Origin of the sequence: Pseudoalteromonas sp. TB64, from assembly GCF_000498095.1 — a bacterium.
Classification (GTDB): domain Bacteria; phylum Pseudomonadota; class Gammaproteobacteria; order Enterobacterales; family Alteromonadaceae; genus Pseudoalteromonas.
In genome coordinates, this window is sequence record NZ_AUTQ01000090.1 from 1 (window position 1) to 13,635 (window position 13,635).

Annotated in this window: 15 protein-coding genes and 1 pseudogene; 5 read left to right on the plus strand and 11 right to left on the minus strand. The window is 37.1% G+C overall.

Annotated elements, in window-relative coordinates; genetic code table 11:
* The 5 genes and pseudogenes from L647_RS0106010 to L647_RS0106035 form a co-directional block, all read left to right on the plus strand.
* Positions 1-386 (plus strand): annotated as a pseudogene (locus L647_RS0106010) (IS4 family transposase); the annotation flags it as partial.
* Between the two features lie 273 nt (positions 387-659).
* Positions 660-1,319 (plus strand): DsbA family oxidoreductase, encoded by a 660-nt coding sequence (locus L647_RS0106020; protein ID WP_024610360.1) that lies wholly within the window; start codon positions 660-662, stop codon positions 1,317-1,319.
* 686 nt (positions 1,320-2,005) lie between these two features.
* Entirely contained in the window at positions 2,006-2,656 is a 651-nt protein-coding gene (locus tag L647_RS0106025) for a hypothetical protein (RefSeq protein WP_024610361.1), read from the plus strand.
* Between the two features lie 342 nt (positions 2,657-2,998).
* On the plus strand, positions 2,999-3,643 hold the full coding sequence (locus tag L647_RS0106030; RefSeq protein ID WP_024610362.1) for a DUF1629 domain-containing protein: 645 nt from the start codon (positions 2,999-3,001) through the stop codon (positions 3,641-3,643).
* 34 nt (positions 3,644-3,677) lie between these two features.
* Positions 3,678-4,322, plus strand: a complete 645-nt coding sequence (locus L647_RS0106035; RefSeq protein ID WP_024610363.1) for a DUF1629 domain-containing protein — start codon at positions 3,678-3,680, stop codon at positions 4,320-4,322.
* A gap of 259 nt (positions 4,323-4,581) precedes the next feature.
* Here L647_RS0106035 and L647_RS0106040 read toward each other — a convergent pair whose 3' ends face one another.
* The 11 genes from L647_RS0106040 to L647_RS0106090 all read right to left on the minus strand — a co-directional run bounded on the left by L647_RS0106040 (position 4,582) and on the right by L647_RS0106090 (position 13,383).
* A complete protein-coding gene (locus tag L647_RS0106040) occupies positions 4,582-5,058 on the minus strand; it encodes a hypothetical protein (protein ID WP_024610364.1) in 477 nt (158 codons plus the stop codon).
* A 541-nt stretch (positions 5,059-5,599) separates the two neighbouring features.
* On the minus strand, positions 5,600-6,331 hold the full coding sequence (locus L647_RS0106045) for a hypothetical protein (RefSeq protein WP_024610365.1): 732 nt from the start codon (positions 6,329-6,331) through the stop codon (positions 5,600-5,602).
* Between the two features lie 175 nt (positions 6,332-6,506).
* A complete protein-coding gene (locus L647_RS0106050; RefSeq protein ID WP_008171402.1) occupies positions 6,507-6,785 on the minus strand; it encodes a peptidylprolyl isomerase in 279 nt (92 codons plus the stop codon).
* A 102-nt stretch (positions 6,786-6,887) separates the two neighbouring features.
* Positions 6,888-7,310 (minus strand): DCC1-like thiol-disulfide oxidoreductase family protein, encoded by a 423-nt coding sequence (locus tag L647_RS0106055; protein WP_024610366.1) that lies wholly within the window; start codon positions 7,308-7,310, stop codon positions 6,888-6,890.
* 27 nt (positions 7,311-7,337) lie between these two features.
* Positions 7,338-7,865, minus strand: a complete 528-nt coding sequence (locus tag L647_RS0106060; RefSeq protein WP_024610367.1) for a response regulator — start codon at positions 7,863-7,865, stop codon at positions 7,338-7,340.
* Positions 7,862-9,103 carry a histidine kinase gene (locus L647_RS0106065; protein ID WP_029880396.1) on the minus strand — a complete coding sequence of 414 codons (1,242 nt, stop codon included), beginning with the start codon at positions 9,101-9,103 and terminating at the stop codon, positions 7,862-7,864. Before L647_RS0106065 ends, L647_RS0106060 begins: the two co-directional genes overlap by 4 nt.
* A 61-nt stretch (positions 9,104-9,164) precedes the next feature.
* Positions 9,165-9,569, minus strand: a complete 405-nt coding sequence (locus L647_RS0106070) for a DUF4440 domain-containing protein (protein ID WP_008171412.1) — start codon at positions 9,567-9,569, stop codon at positions 9,165-9,167.
* A 274-nt stretch (positions 9,570-9,843) separates the two neighbouring features.
* Positions 9,844-10,692 (minus strand): immunity 49 family protein, encoded by an 849-nt coding sequence (locus L647_RS0106075; protein ID WP_024610369.1) that lies wholly within the window; start codon positions 10,690-10,692, stop codon positions 9,844-9,846.
* Positions 10,693-10,739: 47 nt separating this feature from the next.
* The gene (locus L647_RS1000000124935) at positions 10,740-11,588 is read right to left on the minus strand and encodes an immunity 49 family protein (RefSeq protein WP_024610370.1); all 849 of its coding nucleotides are present in this window, start codon (positions 11,586-11,588) and stop codon (positions 10,740-10,742) included.
* Between the two features lie 47 nt (positions 11,589-11,635).
* Complete coding sequence (locus L647_RS0106085; protein ID WP_024610371.1) at positions 11,636-12,484, minus strand: immunity 49 family protein; 849 nt, start codon at positions 12,482-12,484, stop codon at positions 11,636-11,638.
* A gap of 47 nt (positions 12,485-12,531) precedes the next feature.
* Complete coding sequence (locus L647_RS0106090) at positions 12,532-13,383, minus strand: immunity 49 family protein (RefSeq protein WP_024610372.1); 852 nt, start codon at positions 13,381-13,383, stop codon at positions 12,532-12,534.
* Positions 13,384-13,635: the final 252 nt, after the last annotated feature.

The window sequence follows — 13,635 nt, forward strand, 5'->3', positions numbered from 1 at the left end:
AACTTGGTTATCGAGAAATGAAACAAACCTTACTAAATAGTCACTTCACGCTACGCAGCAAGAAACCTGAGATGATAGCGCAAGAATTATGGGGCGTAATGTTGAGCTATAACTTGCTCCGATACCAGATGGTGAAAATGGCGCAGAAAAAGTCTGGAATATATGCAAAACACCTGAGTTTTACGACGTGTGCTATTAGTATTATTAACCTTATTCATACAATGTTTATAGAAAATGCAGGACGGATACCTAAATCAATAGAGCAATTACAAGCTCAAGTTGAACATCACATATTGCCGATAAAACGGGAGCGGGCGTATCCGAGGTGTGTGAAACCAAAACCCAGTAAATACCCCAATAAAAAACGCCAGTCAGCTGTTAACTGACTGGCATTAAGCTGTATAGCTGCTCTTTTTAGTTTATACCAACGTGCTTAACTAAGTGATCTATTTTGAGGAAGGAAAACCTTGTCGATAGTAAGGCAAAAATTTCGTTATTTAGTTGTTCCAAATGAGAGATTTTTAACGCAGCTAGCGTCTGGTTTGGCCACTCAAAATGATAAAGTGTTACTGCACGTTGGTATTTAGGATTGATAAAGCTAAATTAATCCCAATATCCTTTTTTATACTTAGTTATAAGCAATCCTCAAAAGGATAAATATGAAAAACTTTAAAATTGATATCGTTTCAGATGTAATGTGCCCTTGGTGTGTAGTGGGTTATAAAAACCTAGAAACTGCACTAGACCAACTTAAAGACGAGATGAGCGCAGATATTACGTGGCATCCTTTTGAACTAAACCCAGATATGCCAATTGAAGGTCAAGACTTAAACGAACACTTAATGCAAAAGTACAACCTAAGTGAAGAACAAGGCGACGAAAATCGTAAAAACATGTTCGAAGCAGGTCAACGTGCAGGGTTTACCTTTAATTTTGATGGCAAACGTATCATGATCAACAGCTTTGATTTGCATCGTTTATTAATGTGGGCACGTGAAGAAGGTAAGCAAACGCAGCTTAAACTTGCTTTTTTTGAAGCGCACTTCACTGATTTAAAATACTTAAATCAAGAAGAAGCACTACTCGACGTTGTTGAAAAAGTGGGTCTTGATAAAGAAACTGCGCGCGGTATCCTGCATTCAGACAAATACGTACAAGACGTACGCCAAGAGCAAGACAACTTTAAACAAATGGGTATTACGTCAGTACCTACGTTTATCATAAACGATAAATATGCGCTCACTGGCGGACAACCAAGCGACTCATTCATTCAAGCACTTAAACAAATTAGTGAAGAAGAAGCCAAGCAAGAGGCTTAACGAGTAAAATTGTTATTCAACACTTAAAAAAGGCTGCAATGTGCAGCCTTTTTTACTACGTATAAGTAAGCGAACAAGAATTATCTTACTATAAACTTATTAGATATTTTATCGTCAACATACAGCACTAAATGCGTGTGGTTATTCGTAACATCACAAGCGATTTATCTCTAACACAGCCTCTAGAATTCTCGTAAGATGCGCTTAACCGTATAAAATTAGGATAGATATCGGCGTTATTTCGGCTAATAGGCAGAACGCTCAGGCAACGCTATTCTCGCCTACGTAATATTTAAGTTAAACACGTAGGTTGGGTAGAGCGTAGCGAAACCCAACGAATATTCAATATTAGACAACTAGCTTAGCAGAGAAGGTAACCACCACCCTTCAAATATATTTGAAAACATAGGTCGGATAAGCAGAACCCCATCCGACACAGTAACTTATTTGAGTTTCGACGAACATAAACAAGTAATTTATATAGTAAAATAAAGCAAGACAGATACCTTAATTGAACAAGCAAAGCTATCCCAATTAAGATGGGTGTCACGTTAATTTATCCCAATTAGATGGGTGTCACGTTAATTTGTTGAATGGAAAACTGCCCTGATGGTTTTGTCATACCAACATATTAAATCCATATTGCAATATTTTATCAATAACAACACACAAACCAAGGCAGCTAAATGAGTAAATACGATCAAGAATATTATCTTCCTTTTGCGGCAATGGATGATAGTAAATTATTTGTTGGCATGGATAAAAAAACGGTAATGCGACGTGGACATAGAAAGCTTAACCTTTCTGAAGGTCCTATGTTTTACATGAATTCTTACAAGGTAGAAGATAAAAAAGAAGGCGTTAAATTACCTATTCCAGACATTATGATAGTAGCGGGTCAAATGGTGATACCTAATGAAATGATGAAATTTCTACGTGTATTTGATCTTCCTGGTATCCAGGTTTTTCCTGCAGTCTATATTGATGACGATGACAACTGGCATGAAAGTTTATCGGTTATTCACTGTTATGAAAGAATAGACTGTTTGGACTTTGAAAAAAGTCGAATAAAAAACAACCCTAAAACATGGGAAGAAGGCGATGATCATAAAGTTAAGCAGCCATCTCTTTGTGAAGCGGCTTTAAATGCAATACCAGAAGAAAATCGGTTAATACTAAAAATAAATAAAGTAAGTTTACCTCATCTCTACTGTCATCAACGTGTTGTTGATTTCATCCGGAAAATGAAATACACAGGCGTTCAGTTTATTAAAGTCGCTGACTTTGAAGAAGGCATGCAGAACCATGAAGGCTTTGATGGCGTTACAACTTATTAAATTTAAAGTCGATATAAAATGGTGTGACTAGGGCGTGTTGACCTTTAGTGGTTGAATTTGCAGCAGTATGTTTGGTTTTTAGGCAAGGCAGAGCCTATGAAGTGTGGTTGTTCCCCATACATAGGCGATAACGCAGCATAAAGACCAAACATGCGCTGCCCTTTGGGTTCTTCCTAGGGACGATTGACTCTTTGTTGCTCGGTTTTTACTTAGCCCACTAGGTTACAAACCTCGCGCCGCGATTAAATCGTCCCTAGATTGAACAAATTTCAATCCACAAAGATCAACACGCCCTCGTTTTCCGTGATGTAAATAGTAATGATATAAATAGAAGGAAAAAGCATGAGTGAACTACAACAAGAATATTACATCCCTTTCAGGGCTAATACTAAAGATAAGTTATTTATTGGAAGGGATGAGAAATCAAAACGGCGCTATTATTTCCATACAAAGTTTAACCTTGCTGATGGGCCAATGGTTTATCTTAATAAATACAAAGAAGAAAACTTAAAACTAGGAAGTAAAACGCCGCTGCCTGATATCTTTCATGACTTTGGAGCAATGATCATACCTAAAGAGTTTATGGTATTTCTTCGAAACTTTGATATTTACGGACTACAACTTTTTCCGACTGTTTATATTGACGATGACGACCAATGGCATGAGAATTTATGGCTGGTTAATTTTTTTGAAGGTATAAATTGTATTGATAAAGAAAAAAGTAAAATTAACTATAACCCAAAACTGTGGGAGGAAGGTGATCCATTAGTTGTTAAAAAAACTGTTTTTGATGATTCGATTTTACGTGCTATCCCTGAAGATCAACGACTCATTTTTACGATGGACAATGTTGATATGGTATATTTATATTGCCACCAGCGAGTGGTGGATTATATTCGTGAGCAGAACTATACCGGTATCATTTTTGTAAAAGCATCTGATTACAAAAGAGGAATGGAAAATCAGCCTGGTTGGACTGGCGAATAAAAATCAATACAAAATTATTTATAAAGGCTAGACTATGAGCGAATTACAACAAGAATATTACATCCCCTTCAGGGCTAATACTAAAGATAAGTTATTCATTAATACCGATGAAAAATCAAGCCGACGTTATTATCATTACAGAAAATTTAACCTTGCTGATGGCCCCATGGTTTATCTTAACAATTACAAAGAAGAAAACTTAAAACTAGGCATTAAAACAGTGCTGCCTGATATCTTTCTTGATTTTGGCGCTATGATCATCCCTAAGGCGTTTATGGTATTTCTTCGTCAATTTGATATTTACGGACTACAACTTTTTCCGACTATTTATATTGATGACGATGAAAAATGGCATGAAAATTTATGGCTGGTTAATTTTTTTGAAGGTATCGATTGTATCGATAAACAAAAAAGTGAAATAGATTATGATCCAGATCTGTGGGATGAAGGTGACCGATTAATTGTTGATAACACTATTTTTGATGATTCAGTTTTACGCGCTATCCCTGAAGAACAACGACTTATTTTTAAAATGGCCAATGTTAATATGCCACATTTATATTGCCATCAACGCGTGGTGGATTATATTCGTGAGCAGAACTATACCGGTATCATTTTTGTAAAAGCATCAGATTACTTCGAGGGGATGGAAAATCAGCCTGATTGGACTGGCGAATAATAAACGTCACAAATTTTTATTAATTAGAAGCAGCGTTGTGCATCGAATTTTAAATAAGAGAAAATAATAGATAAGCTATGCGACTAAATTTGCTTGTTTGGCTAAGCGTTCATCTCTTTTTATGTTGTTACTCGGGCATCACTCTTTAATTAAGCCTCTATCACTGTTAAGGTTTTAGTGCTTTATAAGACCCTAGTCTTTTATTTTCGCTTTACTAAACTAGGGATTTAATACTTATAAAGTGCTAATTAAAGTGAGATTATTTATTGTTCTCTTTAGTGAAAAAAATAATACTATTCTCAAATTCTGATTTTGTGTCTATATACTCACAGAAATCGTAAGGAATACTTTGAGATGATGAATTTAAATTGTGCTCTTTTGAAATCTCATCAGATGTGACTTTTAATGAAGTTATTGATTTAATTGGTAGGTATTGGTTATTGATAAACTCATAAATAAAAAACTCTAGGTATTCTGCACTACTTATTTTTGACTCAAAAAAACCTCGTAGAACAGGTACTCTGTAGTTGCTGTCAAGGCATTTTACATGCAAAACAGCAAGAAGTTCTAAATCTCTGGATGCTTGGCGATCTGCAATCACTTTGGCAGAGTCATCATTCGGGGAAGATAAAACATACTCTTGTTCGTTAATCTCAGTGAGTGAGAATTCACTGGCAGGTGACAGCGTTGGTAATACAATAAAAAAAAATGATATTATTATTTTAATAAAAGACATCTTTAAATTCCTTTTTAACTAGAAGTTCAGATAAGTTCTCGTGGCGCTTGTTATAACTTTTTGTATTTTCATTTATAACGCTAGTTATGCTATCTGTAATATGTCGACCTTGACCTTTATCTACTATTTTATAAAGTTTATTATCAAAACAAAAAATTAAAGCAGATCTGACAGCATATTTAGGCTCTGTGAATTAAACTAAACGTCCATCATAATTGAACAAACAAAGCTGTGCTATTGAATTTATTTTTTTGGCTAAGCGTTCATCTTTTTTCATGTTGTTACTCAGGTATCACTCGTCAAATAAGCCGCTATTACTACTAAACCTAAATTACACGTATAGGAATGACTGTATGATGCAGTTTTAATTTTTTACTAATTAATTTAAACTTTATGCGAGCAGCTTTTTGCAGTTACTGATAATTGCTTCCCGTTCTCGGTCTGAATTTTCATAGTAACTTTTTTGATTTAGATTGGGTCTCTAGGTAATACACATTTTGCTAATAAAATTAGGACCGGGGTCAGTGTTACTTTTTTCATGTTAACGTTCTATTTGTTCTTTAAACGGTTTGAAAATTGTATTTTCCACCTTAGCCACATATTCCTTATATTCATGATTATTTTCTATGCCTTTAATACCAATAATACTCCTGTGTTTACTTAACGTATCTGTTACTTTCCGGAGTTCAGATGACCAATTATTGTTTTTTTTATGAAATAATTTTTCATCTACGTAATAACTCAATTCTGTAAGATCCCCTCTCAAATCGAAAATTTTATCTAAAAAAGGTTTTAAATCATCATATCGATTTCTAGAAGAAATTTTTATATTTTCTTCTAAAATTATGAGTTTATCTATCTCTATATCAAGATCTTCTAACGATTTTGTAGCCACTAAAAGATCATCTTTATATTTTTTTTCTAAATCTTCTGATTTATTAACTATGCTTTCATAGCTTCTTTTTGCTTGTATAAAGGCCAACTCTGAAAATCCTAATTTTGGAGCAAAGGAATCAGTAATTAGACGGTTTATTTTAATTCGCTCGTTGATGCCTTCTAATTTTTTATTTTTCCAATATTCAACTATCGCTATGTACACAGCATAGACCGTGGCGACTCCACCAACCCAACTACCTATCGCAGGGAAAAAATCAAAATGACTCTTAGAGTGAACAACAATTTCATAAACACCAATAAAGGCTACAACTAGTGCAACGAATGTGATTAATGCAAATTTTTTTCTATAGAAAAATTCTTTAACTTTTCCACTCAAAGTCCTTATTCCTTTATTAACTTTCCATAAGTATATTTACGGCATTGAATTTATTGAAAAATTAGGATGGCACCCACTCGAATTATTCTTAATTGCTCAAAGTATAAAATTTCGAATAGGTGATGTAATGGACGCTACCCAATATAGCGCCAATTCACCAAACTGCTCAAGTAAACTAAGTACGATAAAGTACTTTAATTACATGCCAGCCAAATTTTGTTTTAACTAGGTGTGGCTCTAAAATTGCCCCTTTAAATGCAATTTTGTCAAACTGTGGGACCATTTGCCCGCGTCCAAATTCGCCTAAGTCGCCGCCTTTTTTGCCCGATGGGCATGACGAATACTTTTTAGCTAAGGTTTGAAACTTTGCACCTTTACCTAATTGCTTAATAATGTCTTCTGCAATTTCTTTGTGCTTAACCAAAATGTGAAGTGCATGTGCTGTGTTTGCCATGAAAAAAACCTTTTATACCGTTAGCTAAAATTAAACGCGGCGATTTTAACACAACCCCATAAACCTAGCATCTACTTATACTGCAGTGTATTAACGACTAATTTATAAGTAATGTTTGGCATCATCTGGATTGGGAATTCTACAATACTGATATTTACCAAATAACGAATACCTATTTAAAGCAACCCTATCGTATAACCAATTATTAAGTCTATTTGGCAAAACACTAAATACGTTTGCTAGTTTATATGGGTAACCTAGCTGCTTAACAACATTAAAAAAAGCATGACTTTGTGTATACGCTTTGCCGTTTTCTAGGTAAACCATTGAGGCATATTCATTCGTCGAAAAACCAAAGTGTGTTAGCAACAGCTCCCCTTTTGGGGATTGCACACTGCATAATTTAAAAAGAGTCTGTGTATCGTGAGTAATAATAAAATTACACCACGCGCTGCAAAGCTTACATTGGGCGTCGAATAATATAACTTTTTGATTAAGCATTAATTTAGCTGCATCATCACTCATAACACCTTCCTTAAATTAAGTACTAAATTACTGCTGCACCGGCTTTTTTTGTAACTTGCGCTGCAAAGTACGTCTATGCATATTAAGTTGCCGCGCGGTAACCGACACATTACCATTATTACTGTGTAATACTTGTTGAATATGCTCCCACTCTAAGCGCTCTGGCGACATAACCGCATCATCAATAGCACTGGATGTAGGTGCCACAGGCTCTGTATTAAGCGCTTTTAATAATGTTGCCATATCAACTGGCTTGGTAAGGTAGTCGTTTGCACCTAAACGCATTGCCTCTACTGCGGTTGCAATACTGGCAAACCCAGTTAGTAAAACAATATGTGCTTGTGCAAGTAAACTACGCAATGGGTTTATGAGTGCCAGCCCATTATCGTCACCGAGTTTCATGTCTAGTAATATAAAGTTAGGTAGCAGTTTACGTGCAGCAAGTAAGGCATCACTTTGGTTATGCGCCACTTCGCAAGTAAAGCCCTGCTTAGTTAAGCGCCTTGCAAGTGTATTAGCTAAATTAATGTCGTCTTCAATAATAAGTAACTTCATGAGGCGTTATTCTCAGTGTTTGCAATCGCGAGCTTAACTTTGGCGACAGCGCCGCCATCGGTATGGTTAAACAAGGTAAGTGAGCCATTTAAACGCTCAAAAGTAACGTTTGATAAAAGCACAGCAAGCCCCATTCCTTGATCGCTTGGCATAAGTTGCCCACCCAGCTCTGCTAATTGCGATGACGAAAAGCCACAGCCAAAATCACGAATTAGCAAGTAAACGCATTCACTATGTAAGTTATCTTGCTGCCAACTCAGCTCTAACTGGGTTTGACCTTGTTTTTGATTAGCAAGCGCGGCATTTTGCAGTAAATTTAAAATAGCGGGCAATAACATGGCATCACTCAATAGCGTTGCCGCAATTGGTGCCGTAATCCATTTAATTTGCTGATCAGGGTATTGCAGTAAAAGTGCGTCTGTAATTTGTGTTTGCAGTTGCTTTACCGTCACATGTTCTTGTGAATTTTTAAGGCGTAACTGCTCCGAGAGTTTTCTAAAGTCGTTAAGTTGTGTACTGCACTGAGTAAGCGGTGCTTGCATGTGCTTAACAATAGGATTATTTGGTTGATCCTCTAATAACTCTTCAAACAGTAACTGTAAATTTGCAATTGGGGTCGCTAGTTGATGGGTTATTTGTGCAGCAGCCCCATCAAGGGTAACAAGCTGTTCATTACGCAATTGTTTTTCACGCACGTTTGCAATAATACGCTCTCGCTCTTTAAGTGCCCTGCTCATTGCGCCAATCACTAATGCGATTACGCTAGCACTTAAAACAAAATTAACCCACATACCAATAAAGTGACCACTCATATTCATTTGATGCATACTGTGATCGGGCATCTTTATCAGTAAAAAACTGTATGCGCCAATGGCTAATACCGCAATATAAGCTAATCCTTTTTCTCGTAGCGTAACAGCGGCTATCATTATTGGGAGCAATAACAGTGATACAAATGCATTGGTTGCACCACCGCTTAGCGAGAGTAAAACTGTTAAAAATAATACATCAGCGGTTAACTGCATCAACATACCCAAAGGTTTAGCCTGGCTCACATTACGATAAGCAAATAGGCTAATAAGCTGAAACACAGCCTCAACGGCAATAACAATCAGTAAAGGCAGTAATGCAATTTGATGTTCTAGTAAAAAATAAACGCTAAGCACCGCGATTAATTGCACCGCAATTGCGCCGCTTCGCAGCATTAATAGTCGACTAATGGTGGGGTCGGTTTGCATTAACAAGAGGTAATTGCCCAATCAAATGTTTAATAAGGTTATTTTAACGGTTATGTGATTTTTAATCATCATCCATCGAAATTGAAAACGGTGCACAAGGCGTTCCTTGATGAAACACCATTTGCCATTGCTCACCTTGCTTACGCCAAAGCGACATACGCAATGAATAATTAAATTCACTGCGAGCAGAGCGCCTATAAGCAGCTTGATAACTAAGTTGCACTACATCATCGCTTAGCATTCGGCCCTTAAAATGCTGATTATAAAACTGTGGCACAACCTCGGTAGGTAAGCGGGTAAGTACTTGGTATTTATTAAATGTAGTGCCGTTGGCAGCAATTTCGATAAATTCATCATCGAGTAAAGCATCTAATGCTCGCTCAGATTGGCGAACTTCTGGGTCGAGTAACTGGCGTTCAGCGTCAATCAAATGATTAAATAACGACACTTTTATTTTGCTGCTCATAACCTTCCCTATAGTATACAGACGTGAGTGTACAGACTTACCCCGCTTTTATATCAAACTATACGTTTTTAAACGCGTCGATATTTTAAGCAATAAGTCATTTACATTGATAATATCTACTTGTTTACAAACACTCAAGTCGCTAATTTACCCACTTTACTTAAGCGCTTTCTTTAGCCGTTTAGCTTTATTTAGGGTGACTATTTAATACTCAGCTTGATTTGTCCCACATTATTGAATGCTAAGCACGAAATACAAAATATCATTTATCGTTTTACAGGTAATCGCCATCAATATAAAACTGCGGGATAAAATCTGATTGTACGTTGAGTTCTTTACCAAGGTCTTTTGCCATACACGCTAAACCTAATAAAACAATTGGCATGTAAAAATCAGGTTGTTGGTACCCTTTATCACAGAATCGCTCGTGGTACTCCCAGCTATCATTCAATGCATCTGCTAATGCCGTACTTGGACTGCCTTTTTCTTTCATTATAAAGGTAAGAATAAAGTCAGTTTTTCCGTTGGTGCAATAGCTGACCCACGGGTCTTTGGTTTCTAATTTAACCTCTTCTAACGCTTTACCTAGTAAAGCTAAACCCTCATCATTTGATACCCGGCGGTGTATACCTTGAATTAGCTCAACAAGTGCATACTCGGCTTCACTGTTTGTGGTAGAGCACTGGCGCATTAGTGATACAGGGAACTTCGCTAAACTATCCATCGCATCTTGGTCACGTACAATCGCTGCGCAAAAAAAGGCGAGTTGCCAATCTGCCCCGGATAAAAACCCACCCTCCCACAACATACCTTTGCCGTTGTAGGTGGCATCTAATATATCGTCAATCACGACGCGTTGCTCTTTTTCAGGCTCTCGACCTAGCCTAAAAATAGCTTCACCTGCTTTTGCCGCAAGCTTTAATGCTTTTATGGATTTTTGCTTGTTTTCTTCGGTTAAATCAAACGACCACCATTGGCAGATTGTAATTGCATTGCCAAAAAAACTTATTAAATTATCTCTATTATTAGGTAAAGCTTTAGTCGAGTAATTATAATCATCTTCGAAACTTTCAATATTATCTTCAAGCTCTACAGACTCGTAGTCACGCGTTATGTTTATCATGTTTATTCCTTTAAATTATGTCGGTTTCTGGAGCGTTTAGGGTGAAATTACAGGTAATCGCCATCAATATAAAACTGCGGGATAAAATCTGATCGCACGTTTACTTCTTTACCAAGGTCTTTTGCCATACACGCTAAACCTAATAACGGAATAGGCATATAAAAATTAGGTTGTTGGTACCCTTTATCTAAGAACCGCTCGTGGTACTCCCAGCTATCATTCAATGCATTTGCAAATGCCGTACTCGGGATGACCTCTCCATCCATCATAAAGGCAAGAACAAAATTTGTTTTACCGCCGACACCATAGTTTACCCAAGGATCTGTTTTAGCCTCTGATTTCAACATGTCTAGCGCTTTGATTAAAGCAGCTACACCTTCATCGTTTGCTACTCGGCGGTGAATTGCCTGGATTAATTCAACCAATGCATACTCGGCTTCACTGTTTGTGGTAGAGCACTGACGCATTACAGATACAGGGAACTTCGCTAAACTGTCCATCGCATCAATGTCACGGACAATTGCCGCACAAAAAAAGGCTTTTTGCCAACGAATAGCATCCAAGCGCCCATCCCACAACAAGCTTTCGCCGTTGTAGGTGGCATCTAATATATCGTCAATCACGATACGCTGCTCTTTTTCAGGCTCTCGCCCTAGCCTAAAAATAGCTTCACCTGCTTTTGCAGCAAGCTTTAATGCTTTTATTGATTTGTGCTTGTTTTCATCCGTTAAGTCAAACGACCACCATTGGCAGATTTTGATTATACTGTCAAAAGCAAGTAATAAATTATCTCTTTTGATGTGCAATTTTTGAATTACTCTGTTATATCTTCTTTCAAAACGTTCAATATCATATTCAAGCGCTGTAGCTTCATAATCTCGTGTAATGTTTATCATGGTTATTCCTTTAAATTGTGTCGGTTTGTAAGGCGTCTTGGGTGAAATTACAGGTAATCGCCATCAATATAAAATTGCGGAATAAAGTCTGATTGCACATTTACTTCTTTACCTAAATCTTTTGCCATACATGCTAAACCCAATAACGGGATAGGCATATAAAAATCAGTTTGTTGGTAACCTTTATCTAAGAATCGCTCGTGGTACTCCCAGCTATCATTCAATGCATCTACTAAAGCGGCACTTGGGGTGACCTCTCCATCCATCATAAAAGCAAGCACAAAATTTGTTTTCCCGCCGACACCATAGCTTACCCAAGGATCTGTTTTACCCTCTAATTTCAACATGTCTAGCGCTTTGATTAAAGCAGCTACGCCTTCATCGTTTTCTACCCGGCGGTGAATTGCCTGGATTAATTCAACCAATGCATACTCGGCTTCACTGTTTGTGGTAGAGCACTGGCGCATTACAGACACAGGGAACTTCGCTAAACTGTCCATCGCATCTTGGTCACGGACAATTGCCGCGCAAAAAAAGGCTTGTTGCCAGCGAATTGCATCCAAGCGCCCATCCCACAACAAGCTTTCGCCGTTGTAGGTGGCATCTAATAGGTCATCAATCACAATACGCTGCTCTTTTTCAGGCTCTCGACCCAGTCTAAAAATAGCCTCACCTGCTTTTGCCGCAAGCTTTAGTGCGGTTATGGATTTTTGCTTGTTTTCATCCGTTAAATCATACGACCACCATTGGCAAATTGTGATTGCATCCCCCAATAAACTAATCAAATTATCTCGACGTACTTTTATACATTCAACTGATTTGTTATACATTCTTTCAAATCGGTCACTATTTCTTTTTATGCTTAGAGGTTTATGCTCGCGTGTTACGTTTATCATGCTTATTCCTTTAAATTATGTCGGTTTTTGGGGCGTTTTGGGTGAAATTAAAGGTAATCGCCATCAATATAAAACTGTGGAATAAAATCTGATTGCACGTTTAATTCGTTACCATAATCTTTTGCCATGCATGCTAAACCGAGCAAATTAATTGGCATATAATAGTGAGGTTGCTCATACCCTTCTAAATCACGATAACGCTCACAATATTCCCAGCTATCAGTTAATGCATTTGCTAATGCCGTACTCGGGGTAACCTCTCCTTTCATCATAAAGGCAAATACAAAATTTGTTTTACCACCAGTGCAATAGTTAACCCACGGGTCTGTGGTATCTAATTTAACCTCTTCTAACGCCTTGCCTAGTAAAGCTAAACCCTCATCATTTGATACTCGGCGATGTATACCTTGGATTAATTCAACAAGTACATACTCGGCTTCACTGTTTGTGGTAGAGCTCTGACGCATTACAGACACAGGAAACTTCACTAAACTATCCATCGCTGCTTGGTCACGGACAATTGCCGCACAAAAAAAGGCTTCTTGCCAACTAACGGCATCCAAAAAACCACCTTCCCACAACATACCTTTGCCGTTGTAGGTGGCATCTAATATCTCGTCAATCACGACTCGCTGCTCTTTTTCAGGCTCTCGACCCAGCCTAAAAATAGCCTCACCGGCTTTTGCAGCAAGCTTTAATGCTGTTATGGATTTTTGCTTGTTTTCATCCGTTAAATCAAACGACCACCACTGGCAGATTGTGATTGCATTGCTTAATAACGAAATTAAATTATCTCTACGCACACTCATGAATTTTATATTTTTATTATAAGTACTTTCAAAACGATCAACAATTCTATTTAGCCCCAAGGGCTTATACTCACGTACGATGTTCGTCATGTTTATTCCTTTAAATTGTAAAATATCAAAGCGTTTTACTTTAATAATCGCGCGTTTTTATAGTATCAAACTTGTTATTCTAAATTAATACTCATGTATCAATTGGAGTTTATTACTATTTAACCTTTAGCTTGTAATTTATCATTCGCGATTTATATTCGTATACCTATTTTGTTAGATTAACTTAGGGTTAGCTCTATTTTTTGTTTTATGTTTAATGTTTTATGTTTAATGTTTAATGTTTAATGTTTA